This window comes from Nocardioides sp. cx-173 (assembly GCF_021117365.1).
Lineage (GTDB): Bacteria > Actinomycetota > Actinomycetes > Propionibacteriales > Nocardioidaceae > Nocardioides.
The window spans coordinates 2193572-2209728 of the sequence record NZ_CP088262.1 but is presented as its reverse complement, the minus strand read 5'-3'; the positions used below and the strand labels follow the sequence as shown (position 1 = coordinate 2209728).

Below are 16157 nucleotides of genomic sequence, written 5' to 3'. Positions count from 1 at the left end.
AGTCACGATGACCCGCCCGACGAAGACCTCCGCGGCGCTGGCGGCGCTCGCCACGCTCGCCACCCTCACCGCGGTGCCGCCGGCCTCGGCCGACGCACCACCCGCCGCCCGGCCTGCGGCGACGCGGCTGACCAACCTCGCGCACCTCGACTGGCTGAGCGTCGAGGTGGCGCCGCCCGCCCAGCCGCGGCACACGACGTACCGACTCGCCCAGGAGCCGGAGGTCGGCGTCCTGTGGACCTACGCCGAGCCCGAGGGCGACGGCAGCTACCGCCACGTCGGCGGCGGTGACTACGACGCGGCCACCGACACCTGGGGGCAGGGCGCGTTCAACGCCGACGACGTCAGCCGCGCCGCCGTCGTCTACCTGCGCCACTGGCGACAGACCGGCGACGACGACAGCCGCGACCGGGCCTACGCGATGCTCCGCGGCCTCACCTACCTGCAGACCTCCAGCGGTCCCGACGCCGGCAACGTCGTGCTGTGGATGCAGCCCGACGGCACGCTCAACCCGAGCGCCGAGCCCGTCGAGCTCCCGGACCCCTCCGACAGCGACGCGTCCTACTGGGTGGCCCGGACGATCTGGGCGCTGGGGGAGGGGTACGCCGCCTTCGCCGGCGAGGACCCGGCGTTCGCGGCCTTCCTGCGCCGACGACTGCTGCTCTCGGTCGACGCGGTGCGGCGCCAGGTGCTCGACCGCTACGGCGACCGCCTGGTCGTGGACGGCCAGCGCGGCCCGGCCTGGCTGATCGCCGACGGAGCCGACGCCAGCGCCGAGGCGGTGCTCGGGCTCTCGGCGTACGTCGAGGCGGTGGGTGGCGCTCGCGCGGGTCGCGCCCGCGCCGCCCTGGCGAAGCTCGCCGAGGGGGTCGCCATGCTGCGCGGGGGAGACGCCCGGGCCTGGCCGTTCGGCGGGGTGCGTCCCTGGGCCCTGTCCCGCTCGCTCTGGCACGCGTGGGGCTCCCAGATGCCGGCCGCCCTGGCCCGTGCCTCGCGGGTGCTGCAGGACCCGGCGCTGGCCAGGGTCGCGGCCTCCGACTCGTTCGGCTTCGACCCGTGGCTGCTCACCTCCGGCGGCCCCGACAACGGCCGGATGCCCACCCGCGGCGACGCCTCGCAGATCGCCTACGGAGCAGACTCCCGGCTGCAGTCGCTGCTCGCGACGCGCGAGGTCACCGGACGGCGAGCCGCGGGTGACCTGGCCGGCGTCGTCGCGGCCTGGTACTTCGGGGCCAACCCGGCGGGGGAGCGGATGTACGACCCGGCCACGGGGCGCACCTTCGACGGCATCTCGGCCACCGGCGAGGTCAACCGCAACTCCGGGGCGGAGTCGACGATCCACGGGCTGCTGTCGATGATCGCGCTCGACGCGCACCCGCGGATCCGGGCGGCCGCCCGGGTCGCGGAGATCACCGGCCGGCGTGGGACTCAGACCCTGGAGGCGGAGGACGCGTCACTGAGCGGGGACGCCACGGTGCGGACGCCCGCGTCGCTGTGGACCGGGGAGTCGCTCTACGGCGGCACCGGCTACGTCGCGCTCGGCGACGGCGGCACGGCAGGCTTCGACGTACGGACCCTAGGCCGGTCGCTGGTGCTGCCGGTGCTCGATCTGCGGCCCGGCAGCGACGCGGTGACCACGCTGCGCGCCGGCCGGACGGTGCTCGGCGAGGCCCGCTCGGGCCGGGTCGGACGCCAGGGCGCCTCACCGGCTGCCGGCGCGCTCCTGCCGGTGACCATGGCGCGACTGATGTCCGCCGGCGCCACCCGCCTGACCGCCCGGACGGCGACCGACGGCGCCCCCGCCAAGCTGGACGCCGTCATGGTCGTGCCGGTCGTGTCGCGGCTGGTGCTGCGCAGCCGGGCTCGCGGCACCGCCCTGCTGTCCAGCGTCTCGCGCCGCCCGGAGCACGTCGTCGTCCGGGTGGCGGGTCGCGGCCGTGCGGTGGTGCGCTCCTACGACCGGCGTGGCCGGCTCGTGGCCCAGCGGTGGACCCGGGCGCGGGCGGTGCCGGTCGTCGTCCCGGCCGGGGGATTCGCCCTGGTCATGCGCTGAGCCCTTCGCCGTACCGTCGACCTGCGAGGTGAGAGACATGAGCACGCACTTCCCGCTCGGCCCGTTCACGCCGTACGAGCACAACCCGATCCTGCGACCCCAGGGGGACGGCTGGGAGTCCGCCAGCGTCTACAACCCCGCGGCGGTGGTGCGCGAGGGCCGGGTCGCGCTGCTCTACCGCGCCCACTCCGACGACATCGTCTCCCACGTCGGCCTCGCCACCAGCGACGACGGCCTCCACTTCGAGCGGCATCGCGAGCCGGTCCTCTCGCCGAGTGAGGACTACGACCGATACGGCGCCGAGGACCCGCGCGTGACCGAGGTCGACGGCACCTACTACCTCACCTACACCGGCTGGGACCGGGCCAACGCCCGACTGTGCCTGGCGACGTCGACGGACCTGGTGACCTGGACCAAGCACGGCCCGATGTTCGCCGACTTCAACACCTTCCTGCCCCAGGGCAACGGCGTGCCCGGCCCGTGGAGCAAGGCCGGCGGGATCCTGGCCGAGCCGGTGGACGGGCGCTACCTCATGTACTTCGGGGAGGGGTCGATCTACTACGCCTGGTCCGAGGACCTGCTGCGCTGGGAGCCGTGCTCGCAGGACGAGCCGGTGATGGTCCCCACGCCGGCCGGGACGTTCGGCGACTTCCTCGTGGAGGTGGGGCCCCCGCCGATCGTGACCGACAACGGCCTGATCCTGCTGATCCACAACGCCGCGGTGGCGTTCGACGACGGCACCGTGCGCTACACCGCCGGCCAGCTGCTGCTCGACCCCGCCGATCCCGGGACGATCCTCGCCGAGCTGAAGCGTCCCTGGCTGGAGCCGTCGACGTACGAGGACCGGCACGGCCTGGTCTCCAACGTGACGTTCGTCGAGGGACTCGTCCAGTTCCAGGGCACCTGGTTCGCCTACTACGGCCAGAGCGACTCGACGCTGGGCGTGGCGACGTACCGCGTGGGGGAGCGGTACTCGACCCTCGGCTCCTGATCCGACGGGCAGGATGCATCATCGTGATGCAGGTATGATGCATCCATGAGGACCACGGTCGACCTGCCTGCGGAGGTCCACGAGCGCGCCAGGCGGATCGCGGCGGAGCGACGCCAGTCCCTGTCGGCCACTCTCGCCGACCTCACGATCCGCGGTCTCGCGTCCCTGGGGGAGCCGGCCCGAGTCTCGACCGACCCCGTCAGCGGCCTTCCTACTCTGAGCCTGGGAAGGCGCGTGAGCGCCGACGACGTGGCCGAGGCCTTGGACGACGAGTGAGCGGCACCTACCTGCTCGACGCCAACGCCCTCATCGCGCTCACGCTCACCGACCACGAGCACCATGAGCGCGCCACCTCCTGGGCTGCCGGGGTCGACCGCATCGCGGTGTGTCCCGTCGTCGAAGGCTCGCTGGTGCGCTTCCTGGTGCGTCTGGGAGCACCGCCCTCGGCGGCGACGGGCCTGCTGGATGCTCTGCACGCCAGCGAGCGATGTGAGTTCTGGCCGGCCGAGCTGTCGTACCGCGACGCGGACCTCGCTCACGTCGTCGGTCACCGGCAGGTGACCGACGCCTACCTCGCGGCGCTGGCCCGACACCGCCACGGGGTGCTGGCCACCTTCGACGGCGCACTGGCCCGGGCCCTGCCGCAGGACGTGGTCCTGATCCTCTGACCTGGGACGAGCGCCGCTAGTTCTGCTCCAGGATCTGCTGCCCGGTGATCAGCGGATACGTCGCGAGGGCGTCGGAGTCGAGGTCGACGCGGTGCATGTCGACCGCCGTGACCTGGCTGTTCTCGTAGGTCTTGTAGTAGTAGATGCCCTTGTCGGTGTTGCAGCACGAGGAGTAGATGGTGATCTCGAACTTGTCGCCGAGTGCCACGCAGCCACGCTGCTGCTCGACCGACCCGAGGATGTGGAAGAACTGGCTGATGGCCTCGGACTCGGTCTCGCCGGACACCGAGTTCATCGCCGTGAACGCCGCCTTGACGAACCGGGACATCGAGGAGAGGTCACCGGGCAGACCGACCGCCCCCAGGCCTCGGCTGTAGGTGTCGAAGTGCAGCTCCTTGGAGAAGTGGTTCTCCGGCTCGGTGGTCGACATGCTCACGTAGTTGTTGAGGTTGAACAGCTGAATGTCGAAGGTCGGGTTGTTGGTCAACAGGCCCACCGGGTTGTCGTAGACCCGCAGCCCGTCCTTGACTGATTCCACCGTGATCGACTCGTTGCGGTCGGAGATGATCCAGTGCAGGGGGGAGAGCGGGAACTCCGGGCTGAAGGGGATGTCGACCAGCACCATCTCCTCCAGGGCCTCCCGGGCCTGGGCTACCGTCTCGAACTGCCCGAGGATCCACGGGATGAACTCGAACGGCGTGACGTTGTTCTTCCCCGGCGTCTCGGGCTTGTAGTCGGCGTTGCCGGGGAAGTTCAGCCCCGCCATGCTCAGCCCCTTCTCGTTGGTCGCGTCGTAGTAGAGGGGGTAGCCGTCGGCCACGGTCGTCATCCCCACGATGGCGTGATGGGTCGTGAGATCGTCGACCCTGCGGAACGGGAACGGGAAGTTCCGCGGGGTGATGGTGACCGCCTCGTGGTAGGAGAACTCCAGGTCCAGGTTGCGCCCGAAGTAGTGGTCCTTGGCGGTGTAGTTCGTTGCAGTGCACACAGTGCGGCCTCCACGTTGCTTCCGACTCGGCTGGTCCTGCCCACGACGCGGTGCGGCGTGGGCGTGCGTCGACGCTAGGACGCGCACTGCCAGCCCTGAAGGGAAGTTCGGCCCTGGCGAGCGGTGCCATCTGCGCCGAAGGGCCCGGGTCCTTTGGGTCCGTGGCCTGGCCGGCCCGCAGGTTCCAGGCGACGCTTTCGGGCATGCGGAGCATGCATCCGTAACGCGCCGACACCTCAGGAGTGACAGCATCTCTGGAGGAGGACGCATGGCTACCCAGCACAGCGACGTCGAGTGGTCGGCGGCGCACGGACGCGCGATCCGCGGGGCCCCACCCGAGGTCCCGGCCTTCACCGTGGGGGAGCAGGCGGCCCTGTGGCGACAGGTGGCGGCCACGAGCGCACCCCGGACGCGGCCGGGGCGTGCTGCCTGGAAGGTGGCGGTCGCCTCGCTCGTCACGGTCGGCACGATCGGCGGCGCGGGCGCTGCTGCTGCAGATGATCGGGCGCGAGCCGTCCGCGAGGCGGTGGGATCGCTGGGGGAGATCGACCGCGAGCTGATCCGGCTCACGGAGTATCAGGGGAGTGAGTGGGCCCGTAGGTGAGCACAGACGCGGCGCACCATTGTAGACGAATTTGTCTACAGCGCCGTACGATGACCGCATGGCAGAGACGACGACGATCCGCATCAGCCGAGAGACTCATGCGCGCGTGACTCGGCTGGCGGCCGAGCGGCACGAGACGATCGACGAGACGGTGAGCAAGGCGCTTCGAGCGCTCCGCCAGGACGCTATGGCGCGAGATCTGGCGGGGGACCTCGACGACGAAGAGACGGCGTGGCTCGATGCTGACGCCGGGTGACGTCGTCACCCTCGATCTCGGCATGCCAGCAGGAAGCGAGGCTGGACTTCGTCGGCCGGCCATCGTCGTGACTGCTCACCGGATCCTGCGGGGTGGACCCAACGTGGTCCAGGTCGTGCCCCTGACTCGGACGATTCGCCAGAGCGCCGCCGAGGTGGTCATCGAGCCAGACCAGGACAACCGGCTGACCGACGCGTCGTCCGCGCAGTGCCAGCGCGTTCGGTCCGTGGCCATGACTCGGATCCACGAGCGCACCGGCAACGTCGGCCCGGCCGTCCTCGGCGAGGTTCGCGAGACGATCGCGCTGCTGCTGGACCTGTAGCCGCATGAGCCGGGAGCAGGCGCTGCCCGGACCGCCTGATGGCTAGGGTGCGGCTATGGGACTGACCGTTGCCCTCGAGGAGGGTCGCACCGCATGCGCAGAGTCCATCGAGGCGTTCGTGCGGGCGGTCGACGCGTTCAGCGAGTACGACCTCCTCGACGTCTCTCGATGTCACGGGTGGACCCGCCTGGACGTGGCGGTGCACGTGCTGGCCGGATGGCAGGAGATGCTCGGTGGGCTGGTCTCGGTGGATGAATCGGAGCCCACTGTCGACGCCGCGACCTACTGGTCCGCCTTCGCGACCCAGTACGCAACGGACGACCCGGTGCCCACGCTGATGTCCCAGCGCCGACGCAGCGCGGCGTACGCACGACCGTCCTTGGCGACCGCCCAGCTGCATGACGTCTCCTCAGCACTCATGCGAGGCGTGCAGGTGTGCCAAGACAGGCGATACCTATGGGAAGGGCATGTGTTCACGGCCGGCGACTTCCTCACCGTCTGGGCCGTCGAAGTCGTCGTGCATCAGCTCGACCTCCTCTCCGACGAGCCTGCGCCTGCCAGCGCTCTGAGACTGGCTCGGGCGACGATCGAGGCGCTGGCTGACCAGCGTGTGCCGACCACCTGGACCGACCTTGATGCCACCCTCATCGGCACGGGGCGGGCACCAGTGCCGCCGGGATCGGGCGTCATCGCCGGTCGGCTTCCCGCTTTCGGGTGACACGGCTCTACGACGTCGCTGGGCTGCGACTCTTGAGGCATCAGGGGAGTCGCGAAATTGTGGCCACATTCAGTGACCGCAGGCACCGTGAGTGACCTCGTGGAGCAGCAGCGAGGAGAGTCCCGGGGAGTGGTGGGGTTTGAGGGCTGGCGGCGAGGCGTGAAGACGTAGACGGCCATCGGCGGGATCTTCGGTGTGTATCGACCAAGAGACACATTGAAGGAGAGCCACCGATGGCCTTGCCACAGTCTGCCCTGTCCGAACTCCTCGAGGCGTTCCGTGCCGGTGATGGCGCCGATCTGGTCCGCGACTCGGTCCGGGTCGCGCTTCAGGAGTTGATTGAGCTCGAAGCCGCCGAACGGATCGGTGCCGCACCGTATGAGCGCACCGATGGCCGCGTCACTGAGCGCAACGGCCACCGGCCGCGGATGCTGACCACCAAGGCCGGCGACGTCGAGCTGCGGATCCCGAAGCTGCGCAAGGGGTCGTTCTTCCCGATCATCCTCGAGCCCCGCCGCCGCATCGACCAAGCGTTGTACGCGGTGGTGATGGAGGCCTACGTCCACGGCATCAGCACCCGCAGCGTCGACGACCTGGTCGAAGCGATGGGCGGGGCCGGGATCAGCAAGTCCGAGGTCTCGCGGATCTGCGCCGGCCTGGACGAGACCGTCGGCGCGTTCCGCACCCGGACTCTGGATCACGTCGAGTTCCCCTACATCTACCTGGATGCGACCTACCTCCACGTCCGCAACGCCCCGGGCAAGGGCGGCCAGGTCGTGTCGATGGCCGTCATCGTCGCCACTGGCGTCACCGCGACCGGCGAGCGAGAGATCCTCGGCCTGGACGTCGGTGACAGCGAGGACGAGATCTTCTGGCGCAGCTTCCTGCTCAGCCTCAAGCAACGCGGCCTGGCCGGGGTGCGGCTGGTGATCAGCGACCAGCACTCCGGCCTGGTCAAGGCGTTGAAGCGGGCCTTCCAGGGTGTCGCGCACCAGAGGTGTCGGGTCCACTTCGCCCGCAACCTGCTCGCGCACGTGCCCAAGGGCCAGGCCGAGCTGGTGGCGACTGCGTTCCGGATGATCTTTGCCCAACCCACCGCCGAGGACGTCCACGCGGCGTGGGACAAGACCCGCGACGAGCTCGCCGCCCGGTTTCCCAAGCTCGGGCCCCTGATGGACGACGCGAAGGCCGAGGTGCTCGCGTTCACTGCGTTCCCGCGCGAGCACTGGCGCAAGATCTGGTCCACCAACCCCCTCGAGCGGGTCAACAAGGAGATCAAGCGCCGCTCCCGGGTCGTGGGCATCTTCCCCAACGCCGCCGCGGTCATCCGCCTTGTCGGGGCGGTGCTGATCGACATGCACGACGAGTGGATCGCCGGCGACCGCCGCTACCTGTCCGAGGGGTCTATGGCCAAGCTCTACGACACCAGCGATACTGACTCCGTCGCCGCCATCGAGAGCAGCGACGTGTAGGCACTGAGGATCACCTCAAAGCCCACCACCCCGCGGGGCTCTGTCCAGCAGCGCCGGTGATCCTCTACGCAGACACCGATGACTCTTGCGACGCGCACTGGTCTGTAGGCGCCGAGGATCGACTCATATGGAGGATGACGCCGTGGCGAAACTGACCTTTGGCATGAACCTGAGCCTGGACGGCTACATCGCCGCACCCGGTGACGACATCGGTTGGAGCGCGCCGAGCGACGAGCTGTTCCAGTGGTGGTCCGACCGGGTGGGAGCGACCGGCGTGGCGCTGTACGGGCGCAAGTTGTGGGAGACGATGAGCTCCCACTGGCCGACCGCCGACCAGCAGCCTGGCGTCACACCCGCGGAGGAGCAGTTCGCCCGCCGCTGGCGGGACATGCCCAAGGTGGTGTTCTCCTCGACGCCCACCCCGGTCGACTGGAACACCCGGCTGTTCAGCGGCGACGCGGTCGCCGAGATGACCCGACTCAAGGCCGAGGACGGTGGCCCGCTGGACGTCGGCGGCGCCACCCTTGCCGCGGCGGCCATGCGAGCCGGGCTGATCGACGAGTACGTGTTGGCCACCGTGCCGGTCCTGGTGGGCGGCGGTACGCCGTTCTTCACGGCCCTGGACAACTGGGTGAACCTCGACCTGGTGGAGACCCGGACGTTTCCACACGGGGTGCTGGTGACGAGGTACGAGACCAGACGCTGAGCGCGCCGCGTCCCTTTCGACACACCCGTCCAATACCGCCGATAACTGACATTATGTCAGGTTGTACTCGAATGGGGGCTGTCCGCCGTCGGACTGCGACCACGAGCGCGGTGAGACGGACAGTTGCTAGATTCTCACGATGGCCGAGCTTCCCCCTGTCGGAGCCACCGGGCTCAATCCCGCCGCCGCACGAGCGGCAGAGACGGCGCGGCCGGACCGGCTCTTCGAGGACCGACTGGCTGGCGAGTTCACCGCCGCGTACGGATTCGATCCCGCAACGGCGGCGGAGATGTCCGGCCCCGCCTCCCTGACGGGCGACATCTTCGCGCTGCGCACCCGATTCTTGGACGACGTGGCCGGGCGGGCCGGCTGCCGTCAGGCGGTGATCCCGGCCGCCGGGCTCGACGTACGGGCCTACCGGCTGGACTGGCCGGCCGGGACCACGCTGTACGAGGTGGACACTGAGCCGGTGCTCGCCTTCAAAGCCGACGTGCTCGCCCGGGTCGGCTCCGAGTCGCGGTGCGTGCGGACGACGGTCGCGGCGGACCTGCGGGAGGACTGGGTCGGGGCACTGGTCGCGGCTGGTTTCGACCCCGCGCTGCCGACGGTGTGGCTGGTCGAGGGGCTGCTCGGCTGGCTGCCGCCGGACGCCGTGGAGCGGCTGCTGGAACAGCTGCACGCGGCGTCCGCCCCGGGCAGCCGGATCGGGCTGGAGCAGGTCTTCCCGGCCCATTTCCGCTCGCCGGTGATGCGCGAGCTGTACGCACGGACCGGGGACGACCTCAGCACCCTGCTGCCGGACGGGCAGGGACCGGAGCCGGCCCGCTGGCTGGCCGGTCGCGGCTGGCACGTCTCTGCGACAGGTGTTGACGAGCTGGCCGCCGCGCTGGGCCGGCCGGTGCCACCGATGTTCGACCCGGACCTGCCGGGCAGCTCGGCCTTCGTCGGCGTCCCGTACCTGCTCGTGGAGGCCGTGCGGCCGGAAGACTCCTAGCTCTCGCGCGGCGCGGCGTGCCGCACTTCCCGCGGACGTGGCCGCATCGGTCAGAAGTCGACGCGCATCAGTCGGCTGTCGGCCCACTCGTCGAGCCGCGTCGGCCTGATGGTGCCCGGGTCGTGGGGCTGGTTGAGGTCGGCGACGATCTCGGCCAGCACGGCATGGCGCTCCCCGAGGTCGGTGACCGGCGTCGCCCGGGCGGGCAGGTCTGCTCTGATCCCGTTCTTGAGGTGGAAGGTGAAGTCGGGGTTGGCCAGCAGGTTCGCATGCCAGTCGGTCGCAGCGCCGCCTGCCCCGCTGCAGAGGTAAGTCCTGCCCGCGGATCGGTAGAAGAAGATCTCGATGCGGCGGGGCAGGCCCGTGCGTCGTCCCCACGTCGTGATGTCGATGATCCTCTCCGCCGTGCCCGCGGCAGGTGTGATCTCGATGGCTCGCCGAATGGGCTCCGGCAGGTGCGAGATGGAGGCCTCCTCCTCCACGTCGTGGGCACGGTCTCCCGGTGGCGTGCTCATGCGGGCTCGGCCTGGAGGGCGGGGCCCAGGAGCAGTCCCCCGTCGATGACGTACTCCGCGCCCGTGATGAACGAGGCGTCCGCAGAGGTGAGGAACAGCAGAAGCCGGGTCACGTCGTCCGGCTCCCCCAGTCTGGGGATGGCGAAGGGCCCGGGTGAGTAGAAGTCCGAGATCGCGGCGGTAGCGCCGACCGCCGGCTCGTGGATGAAGGGCGTGGCGATCACCCCTGGATGGATGGTGTTCACACGGATCCGATCGCGGCCGAGCTCGAGCGCTGCAGTCTGGGTGAGCCCCCGCACGGCCCACTTGCTGGCGACGTACGGCGCGTAGTGGGCGGTACCGCCCAAGCCCATGGTGGAGGAGATGTTGACGATCACTCCCCCTGTCGCGCGGCGCAGCGCGGGTGCAGCTGCCTTGATGCCGAGGAACGTGCCCGTGAGGTTGATGTCCAGGATGCGCGACCACGTGGTCTGCTCCGTGCTCTCGATCGGCGCCGGGGGGTTCTGAACACCGGCGTTGTTCACGAGCACATCGAGGCTGCCGAAGGTCTTCTCCGCGGCAGCGACGGCGGCGGCCCAGGACCTCTCATCGGTGACGTCGAGCCGGGTGAAGCGAGCACGGTCCCCCAGTTCGTCTGCGAGTGCGGAGCCGCGTTCGGCCTCGATGTCGCCGATCATCACGTTGGCTCCCTCGGCGTGGAAGGCGCGGACGTGGCTGGAGCCTTGGCCGCCGGTCACGAGCACGGTCTGGTGGTGGAAACGAGTCATGAAGGTTCCTTCGGTGCGCAGAAGGCTGGCCGGAGTGACGTGCTGAACGCCAGGGGCGAGTGGTGAGTCGCGTGACTCACCTCTTGGCTGGACACTATGCCGAGTCCGATGGTGAGTCAAGCCACTCACCTCGTATGCTCGGACGCCATGAGCAACGTCCGGACCACGTACCACCAGCGCGTCGCCGAAGAGAAACGCACGGTGATCGTGACGGCTGCGACCTCGCTGTTCCTGGAGCTGGGCTACGACCGCACGTCGCTGGCGCGGATCGCCGAGCGCTCGGGGGTCTCGAGGGCCACCTTGTTCAAGCAGTTCCCCACGAAGGCAGCCCTCTTCGACGCGATCGTCACCGAGTCCTGGTCGATCGCCGACGAGCAGGATCTTCCCGCGGCGGGCAACGTCGTCGAGGGACTCGGCACCCTCGGGCGCCGCTACGCCGAGCTGTTGGGCCGGCCGCAGATGAGCGACCTGTTCCGGATCGTGATCGCCGAGCTGCCGCGGTTCCCCGAGCTGGCGCAGGCGCAGTTCGCCCAGGGGAAGATGCCCTACTTCGACTCCGTTCGCCGCTACCTCCTCAGTGAGCACAGCGCAGGAACGGTCCATGTCGAGGACGTCGACCTCGCAGCCACCCACTTCCTGGGGATGATCTCCAACTACGTCTTCTGGCCGACGCTTCTGGTGCCCGGGTGGGAGGTCGGCGCCGTACGCGTCGCCGAGGTGGTCGACGAGGCAGTGCGGACCATGGTCGCGAGGTACGCCGCGACCTGACCGGCGCAGACCTTAGCCCTACCCGACCGTCAGCGGCGGCGATCGGCCCGGCGACCGTGGGTGTGGCTCGGGCGCTCCGGGGAAGGGTGGGCACATGACGCTCTCCCCCCTCCGGTCCCTGTCCACGACCCTGGCTCTGACCGTGGCCTCCGGCGTGCTCGTCGGGCTCACGCAGTCCCCCGCGAGCGCCGCCTGGTCGACGGTGACCAACGTCCACGGCGCCAAGCTCCAGACGTGTCGCACCGCCAACGGCGCCGCGGTGCGCCTGCGGGTGAACAACTGGCAGGGCAAGCACGCACACCGCGGCGGCCTGTTCCGCAAGCGCGGCGGCAAGACCGTCTACTACGGCGTCGTCGCCCAGAAGGGTCGCCTGTCCCCCACCCGCCAGATGCCCGTGCAGGCCGGCGACTCGCTGGGCACGCTGGTCGGCGAGATCAACGGTCCTGCGGCGGGCGGGGGCGTCCCGCTCTCGATGATCCCGCGCTGCTGACGGCGCTCCTCACAGCCGCCCGGTGGCCAGGCTCCACGCGAGCCCGGCCACCGTGCATGCCGCCATCGTGCGCAGCACCCCCCAGCGCCGCCAGAAGACGAGCAGGCAGCCGAGGGCCGTGATGGCCACGGCCGACCACTGCAGCGAGCCGAGGACGGGCAGCTCGAGCGACAGCGGTCCGGCGCTCTCCCGGCGCGTGTCGGAGAAGAGGGTGTGGACGGCGAAGTAGACCGCGAGGCTGGCGATGACGCCGACGACGGCGGAGGTGATGCCGGTCAGCGCGCTCGACAGGGCACGGTTGCCGCGCAGCCGCTCGACGTACGGGGCGCCGAGCAGGATGAACAGGAAGCAGGGCACGAAGGTGACCCAGGTGGTCAGCAGCGCGGCGAGGACGGCCGCCAGCCATGGGTCGAGACCGCCGGGGTCCCGGTAGGCGCCGACGAAGGCGACGAACTGGACCACCATGATCAGCGGCCCCGGGGTCGTCTCCGCGAGCGCCAGCCCTCGCACCATCTCCCCCGGCGCCAGCCATCCGTAGACGCTGGCGGCCTGCTGGGCGACGTAGGCGAGCACCGCGTAGGCGCCGCCGAAGGTGACGACGGCGGCTCCGGAGAAGAACAGACCCTGGTCGACGTAGACGCTGTCCCGCCCGGCGAGCAGGCCTGCCACCAGGACCGGCAGCATCCACAGCGGGAGGCCGACAGCCAGGACCAGCGCCGAGCGGCGGCCGGACGGCCGCTCGGCGTGCAAGGCATCGTCGCTGACGAGCGGCGGTGGTGCGTCGTCGGCGGCGGACGCGGCGGGCCTGGTGGCGAGCCCGGGTACGGCACGGCCGAGCAGCCAGCCGGCCACTGCGCCGGCGAGCACCACGACCGGGAACGGCACGCCGAAGACCGTGAGTGCCACGAACGCGACCCCGGCCAGTGCCCACAGCGCCGGATGGGTCAGCGCCCTCGACCCGAGGCGGACCACCGCCTGCACGACGATCGCCACGACCGCGGGCGCGAGCCCGAGGAAGACCGCCTCGACGGCCGAGGTGTCGCCATAGGCGACGTAGATCGCCGACAGCGCCAGCAGCGAGACCACGCCGGGCAGCACGAACAGCACCCCCGCGACCAGGGCACCGCGTACGCCGTTGAGCAGCCAGCCGACGTACGTCGCGAGCTGCTGGGCCTCGGGGCCGGGCAGGAGCGTGCAGTAGGACAGCGCGAACAGGAACCGCTGCTGGCCGATCCACCGGCGCTCGTCGACGAGCGTGCGCTGCATGACCGCGATCTGCCCGGCCGGACCGCCGAAGGTCTGCAGCGAGATCAGGAACCAGGCACGGGTCGCCTCGCGCAGCGAGACGACGTCGCCGGGACGCGGGGCCATGCGCGCACGCTAACGCCCTCCGCTCAGCCCCGGCGGCGACTCTCCACCAGCACGCCGATCTTGTCGATGCGGTGCTCGGGGTTGTCGAACTCGTCGGCCCAGTAGTTCCCCACGGCGTGGTCCTCCTGGGTCGCGCAGGTCGACAGCGTGATCATCGCTCGGGTCGCGGTGACGCCCGGGCGGCCCGGCACGGCGGCCCGCTGCTCGCGCAGAGACCGCGGCGAGCGGAACGACGTCTCCCGGGTGCCGGTGATCCGGTAGACGTAGTCGACGCCTCCGGCGCGGACGACCACCCGGTCGCCGCGGCGGACCTCGGGCAGCCGCTCGAACGCCCGGCTGGACGAGGTGCGGTGCGCGGTGACCTGGTAGTTGCCGACGCCGCCCGGCCCCACTCCCCCGCGCGGCCCGAACGGGCTGGCGGCGTGCCCGCGGTTCTGGATCTCGGTGCCGGGCGCGTCGTCGGTGACACCGCGGTACGGCACCACGCGGAGCTCGCGCAGCCCCAGTGCGGGGATGGTCACCGTCGCCCGCCGGGGGCGCCCGTCGCTGACCTGGTACGGCGGCTCGGGCTCGTCCGCGGACCTGGTGGCGGTGGGCGTGGGGCTGCTCGTGGGAGGGGCGGGCGAGCCCTCGGGGCTGCCGGTGCGGCGCGGCTGAGGACCCTCGGCGTCACTGGAGCCGCCACACCCGCTCACCACCAGGGCGGCGAGCAGCAGCCCGCCACCGAGGCTCAGCCGGTGCGACGGCACGGCTCAGAGCTCGGCCAGCCGGGGCAGCACCCGCTCGCACACCTCGCTGGTCCACGCGACCGGGTCGTCCGCGGCCGGGACCGTGGTGACCAGGCTGATCCCGAGGGCGGCGTACTGCTGCATGGAGGCGAGGAAGTCGTCGGTCTCGCCGACCGGGTCGGCGGTGGCGATCATCGTCTTCTCGATCGCGTCGTAGTCGCGACCGGCGTCGTCGCAGTGGCGGCGCAGGACGTCCAGCTTGTGGCTCACGACCTCCGGCGGCTCCCCGAACAGGTTGCACGCGTCGGCGTACCTGGCGACCAGGCGGAGGGTCTTGCGCTCCCCCGAGCCTCCGATCAGCACCGGCACACCCGAGGGGCGCACCGGCGGCGGGACGCACACGGTCTCCGCGAGGCGGTAGTGGGTGCCGTCGTAGGCCCCGTCGTCGTCGCTCCACATCTGGCGGCAGACCTGCAGGGTCTCCTCGAGGCGCTCGAACCGCTCCCCCGTGCTGGGGAACGGCACGCCGAGTCCGTCGTGCTCGCGCTGGTACCAGGCGGCGCCGATGCCGAGCACGGCCCGGCCGCGCGAGAGGCGGTCGAGCGTGGTGACGGTCTTGGCCAGCAGGCCCGGGTGGCGGTAGGTGACCCCGGTGACCAGCAGGCTCAGCCGGATCCGCTCGGTCACGGCGGCGAGGTAGCCGAGCGTGGTGTAGCCCTCGAGCATCGGCTCGATCGGGCCGCCCAGCTGCTCCATCTGGAACCAGTGGTCCATCACGGTGAACAGCGAGACCCCGCCCTGGTCGGCCACGCGGGCGGTCTCGGTGAGCCGGTCCTCGAGCCGGTGCTGCCAGTCTTGGTGGCTGAAGTTGGCGTAGTGCACTCCCAGCTGCATGCCCACAACCTAGGCCGCGATGCCAACGAACGGGGGCGATCGCGGCGCCGGGCCGCTCCCCTACGATCGTGCCCATGCTCACGCGACCCCTCGCCGCCCTCGCGGCCGCAGTCCTGATGGCCGGCCTCGCCGGGTGCGGTGACGACACGGGGAACGAGAACACCTCCGACTCCTCCTCGACGCAGCCGACCAATCCCGACGGCGCGCCGTGCACCTACGAGCCTGCCCCCGGCGCGTCGTCCTCCGTCGACCTGCCGGCCGACCGCGCGGCGTACGACGGGGAGGTCAAGACGACGATCGTCACCTCCGCCGGGGACCTGCACGTGACCCTCGACGCGAAGCGGGCGCCGTGCACGGTCAACTCGTTCACCTCGCTGGCGGCGCAGGGCTACTACGACGGGACGTCCTGTCACCGGCTGACCGTCGGGGACGCCGTGGCCGTCGAGGTGCTGCAGTGCGGCGACCCGACCGGCACCGGCAGCGGCGGGCCGGGATACAGCTACGCGGACGAGCTGAGCGGCGACGAGGAGTACCCGCCCGGAACTATGGCGATGGCCAACGCCGGCCCCGACACCAACGGGTCGCAGTTCTTCTTCGTCCACGGCCGCTGGGCCATCCCCAGCGACTACACGGTCTTCGGCCAGGTGGACGAGGACGACCTCAAGATCCTCACCGACATCGCCGAGAAGGGTGTCGCCGGCGGCGCCCCCGAGGGCCAGCCCGTCGTCCCCGTCGTCATCGAGGACATCACCGTCGAGTGATGCGCGCCTGATCGTGCGGGGTTGTCGACCTGCGCGGCCCGGCGTCAACGGCGCGGTTTGGTCACAAACCGCGGGTGCTGCCCGCCCGGAC

The 16157-nt window shown here is 70.8% G+C and carries 20 protein-coding genes; 14 read left to right on the top strand and 6 right to left on the bottom strand.

Annotated features, from left to right (window positions below; genetic code table 11):
- Positions 1 to 7: 7 nt before the first annotated feature.
- The 4 genes from LQ940_RS10720 to LQ940_RS10705 are packed head-to-tail and all read left to right on the top strand — an operon-like array spanning position 8 to position 3712.
- Positions 8 to 2053 carry a hypothetical protein gene (locus LQ940_RS10720; protein ID WP_231243441.1) on the top strand — a complete coding sequence of 682 codons (2046 nt, stop codon included), beginning with the start codon at positions 8 to 10 and terminating at the stop codon, positions 2051 to 2053.
- Positions 2054 to 2090: 37 nt separating this feature from the next.
- Positions 2091 to 3044, top strand: coding sequence for a glycoside hydrolase family 130 protein (locus tag LQ940_RS10715; RefSeq protein WP_231243440.1), 954 nt, complete (start codon positions 2091 to 2093; stop codon positions 3042 to 3044).
- Positions 3045 to 3089: 45 nt separating this feature from the next.
- Positions 3090 to 3320, top strand: coding sequence for a hypothetical protein (locus LQ940_RS10710; protein ID WP_231243439.1), 231 nt, complete (start codon positions 3090 to 3092; stop codon positions 3318 to 3320).
- Complete coding sequence (locus tag LQ940_RS10705) at positions 3317 to 3712, top strand: TA system VapC family ribonuclease toxin (protein WP_231243438.1); 396 nt, start codon at positions 3317 to 3319, stop codon at positions 3710 to 3712. The genes LQ940_RS10710 and LQ940_RS10705 overlap by 4 nt, the downstream gene beginning before the upstream one ends.
- A gap of 16 nt (positions 3713 to 3728) precedes the next feature.
- On the opposite strand, the gene bsh is transcribed toward LQ940_RS10705, so the two are convergent.
- Positions 3729 to 4700: a choloylglycine hydrolase gene (bsh, locus tag LQ940_RS10700; RefSeq protein ID WP_231243437.1), complete on the bottom strand. Its 972-nt coding sequence runs from the start codon at positions 4698 to 4700 to the stop codon at positions 3729 to 3731.
- Between the two features lie 268 nt (positions 4701 to 4968).
- Between bsh and LQ940_RS10695 the strand changes: the two genes are divergently transcribed.
- The 7 genes from LQ940_RS10695 (at position 4969) to LQ940_RS10665 (ending at position 9772) form a co-directional block, all read left to right on the top strand.
- Entirely contained in the window at positions 4969 to 5304 is a 336-nt protein-coding gene (locus LQ940_RS10695) for a hypothetical protein (RefSeq protein WP_231243436.1), read from the top strand.
- A gap of 58 nt (positions 5305 to 5362) precedes the next feature.
- Positions 5363 to 5560 carry a hypothetical protein gene (locus LQ940_RS10690; RefSeq protein WP_231243435.1) on the top strand — a complete coding sequence of 66 codons (198 nt, stop codon included), beginning with the start codon at positions 5363 to 5365 and terminating at the stop codon, positions 5558 to 5560.
- Entirely contained in the window at positions 5544 to 5882 is a 339-nt protein-coding gene (locus LQ940_RS10685) for a type II toxin-antitoxin system PemK/MazF family toxin (RefSeq protein WP_308217434.1), read from the top strand. The genes LQ940_RS10690 and LQ940_RS10685 overlap by 17 nt, the downstream gene beginning before the upstream one ends.
- Before the next feature lie 55 nt (positions 5883 to 5937).
- Positions 5938 to 6600: a maleylpyruvate isomerase N-terminal domain-containing protein gene (locus LQ940_RS10680; RefSeq protein WP_231243433.1), complete on the top strand. Its 663-nt coding sequence runs from the start codon at positions 5938 to 5940 to the stop codon at positions 6598 to 6600.
- 233 nt (positions 6601 to 6833) lie between these two features.
- Entirely contained in the window at positions 6834 to 8072 is a 1239-nt protein-coding gene (locus tag LQ940_RS10675; RefSeq protein ID WP_231245225.1) for an IS256 family transposase, read from the top strand.
- A gap of 142 nt (positions 8073 to 8214) precedes the next feature.
- Positions 8215 to 8778 carry a dihydrofolate reductase family protein gene (locus LQ940_RS10670; protein ID WP_231244585.1) on the top strand — a complete coding sequence of 188 codons (564 nt, stop codon included), beginning with the start codon at positions 8215 to 8217 and terminating at the stop codon, positions 8776 to 8778.
- 139 nt (positions 8779 to 8917) lie between these two features.
- Positions 8918 to 9772, top strand: coding sequence for an SAM-dependent methyltransferase (locus tag LQ940_RS10665; protein WP_231244584.1), 855 nt, complete (start codon positions 8918 to 8920; stop codon positions 9770 to 9772).
- A 50-nt stretch (positions 9773 to 9822) separates the two neighbouring features.
- Here LQ940_RS10665 and LQ940_RS10660 read toward each other — a convergent pair whose 3' ends face one another.
- Entirely contained in the window at positions 9823 to 10287 is a 465-nt protein-coding gene (locus LQ940_RS10660; protein WP_231244583.1) for a nitroreductase/quinone reductase family protein, read from the bottom strand.
- Positions 10284 to 11054, bottom strand: coding sequence for an SDR family oxidoreductase (locus LQ940_RS10655; RefSeq protein ID WP_231244582.1), 771 nt, complete (start codon positions 11052 to 11054; stop codon positions 10284 to 10286). The genes LQ940_RS10660 and LQ940_RS10655 overlap by 4 nt, the downstream gene beginning before the upstream one ends.
- Positions 11055 to 11201: 147 nt before the next feature.
- On the opposite strand from LQ940_RS10655, the gene LQ940_RS10650 reads away from it, so the two are divergent.
- Complete coding sequence (locus LQ940_RS10650; protein ID WP_231244581.1) at positions 11202 to 11822, top strand: TetR/AcrR family transcriptional regulator; 621 nt, start codon at positions 11202 to 11204, stop codon at positions 11820 to 11822.
- A 94-nt stretch (positions 11823 to 11916) separates the two neighbouring features.
- A complete protein-coding gene (locus LQ940_RS10645; protein ID WP_231244580.1) occupies positions 11917 to 12312 on the top strand; it encodes a hypothetical protein in 396 nt (131 codons plus the stop codon).
- A gap of 9 nt (positions 12313 to 12321) precedes the next feature.
- On the opposite strand, the gene chrA is transcribed toward LQ940_RS10645, so the two are convergent.
- The 3 genes from chrA to LQ940_RS10630 are packed head-to-tail and all read right to left on the bottom strand — an operon-like array spanning position 12322 to position 15305.
- Entirely contained in the window at positions 12322 to 13683 is a 1362-nt protein-coding gene (gene chrA / locus LQ940_RS10640) for a chromate efflux transporter (protein ID WP_231244579.1), read from the bottom strand.
- 23 nt (positions 13684 to 13706) lie between these two features.
- Complete coding sequence (locus LQ940_RS10635) at positions 13707 to 14432, bottom strand: sortase domain-containing protein (protein WP_231244578.1); 726 nt, start codon at positions 14430 to 14432, stop codon at positions 13707 to 13709.
- Positions 14433 to 14435: 3 nt separating this feature from the next.
- Positions 14436 to 15305, bottom strand: coding sequence for an LLM class F420-dependent oxidoreductase (locus LQ940_RS10630; protein ID WP_231244577.1), 870 nt, complete (start codon positions 15303 to 15305; stop codon positions 14436 to 14438).
- A gap of 74 nt (positions 15306 to 15379) precedes the next feature.
- On the opposite strand from LQ940_RS10630, the gene LQ940_RS10625 reads away from it, so the two are divergent.
- A complete protein-coding gene (locus LQ940_RS10625) occupies positions 15380 to 16066 on the top strand; it encodes a peptidylprolyl isomerase (protein WP_231244576.1) in 687 nt (228 codons plus the stop codon).
- Positions 16067 to 16157: the final 91 nt, after the last annotated feature.

Excerpts from the sequence above, each read along its gene's own strand:
- LQ940_RS10720 (WP_231243441.1), top strand. The coding sequence starts at position 8 with ATGACCCGCCCGACGAAGACCTCCGCGGCGCTGGCGGCGCTCGCCACG.
- LQ940_RS10715 (WP_231243440.1), top strand. The coding sequence starts at position 2,091 with ATGAGCACGCACTTCCCGCTCGGCCCGTTCACGCCGTACGAGCACAAC.
- LQ940_RS10710 (WP_231243439.1), top strand. The coding sequence starts at position 3,090 with ATGAGGACCACGGTCGACCTGCCTGCGGAGGTCCACGAGCGCGCCAGG.
- LQ940_RS10695 (WP_231243436.1), top strand. The coding sequence starts at position 4,969 with ATGGCTACCCAGCACAGCGACGTCGAGTGGTCGGCGGCGCACGGACGC.
- LQ940_RS10690 (WP_231243435.1), top strand. The coding sequence starts at position 5,363 with ATGGCAGAGACGACGACGATCCGCATCAGCCGAGAGACTCATGCGCGC.
- LQ940_RS10685 (WP_308217434.1), top strand. The coding sequence starts at position 5,544 with ATGCTGACGCCGGGTGACGTCGTCACCCTCGATCTCGGCATGCCAGCA.
- LQ940_RS10680 (WP_231243433.1), top strand. The coding sequence starts at position 5,938 with ATGGGACTGACCGTTGCCCTCGAGGAGGGTCGCACCGCATGCGCAGAG.
- LQ940_RS10675 (WP_231245225.1), top strand. The coding sequence starts at position 6,834 with ATGGCCTTGCCACAGTCTGCCCTGTCCGAACTCCTCGAGGCGTTCCGT.
- LQ940_RS10665 (WP_231244584.1), top strand. The coding sequence starts at position 8,918 with ATGGCCGAGCTTCCCCCTGTCGGAGCCACCGGGCTCAATCCCGCCGCC.
- LQ940_RS10660 (WP_231244583.1), bottom strand. The coding sequence starts at position 10,287 with ATGAGCACGCCACCGGGAGACCGTGCCCACGACGTGGAGGAGGAGGCC.
- LQ940_RS10655 (WP_231244582.1), bottom strand. The coding sequence starts at position 11,054 with ATGACTCGTTTCCACCACCAGACCGTGCTCGTGACCGGCGGCCAAGGC.
- LQ940_RS10650 (WP_231244581.1), top strand. The coding sequence starts at position 11,202 with ATGAGCAACGTCCGGACCACGTACCACCAGCGCGTCGCCGAAGAGAAA.
- LQ940_RS10645 (WP_231244580.1), top strand. The coding sequence starts at position 11,917 with ATGACGCTCTCCCCCCTCCGGTCCCTGTCCACGACCCTGGCTCTGACC.
- chrA (WP_231244579.1), bottom strand. The coding sequence starts at position 13,683 with ATGGCCCCGCGTCCCGGCGACGTCGTCTCGCTGCGCGAGGCGACCCGT.
- LQ940_RS10630 (WP_231244577.1), bottom strand. The coding sequence starts at position 15,305 with ATGCAGCTGGGAGTGCACTACGCCAACTTCAGCCACCAAGACTGGCAG.
- LQ940_RS10625 (WP_231244576.1), top strand. The coding sequence starts at position 15,380 with ATGCTCACGCGACCCCTCGCCGCCCTCGCGGCCGCAGTCCTGATGGCC.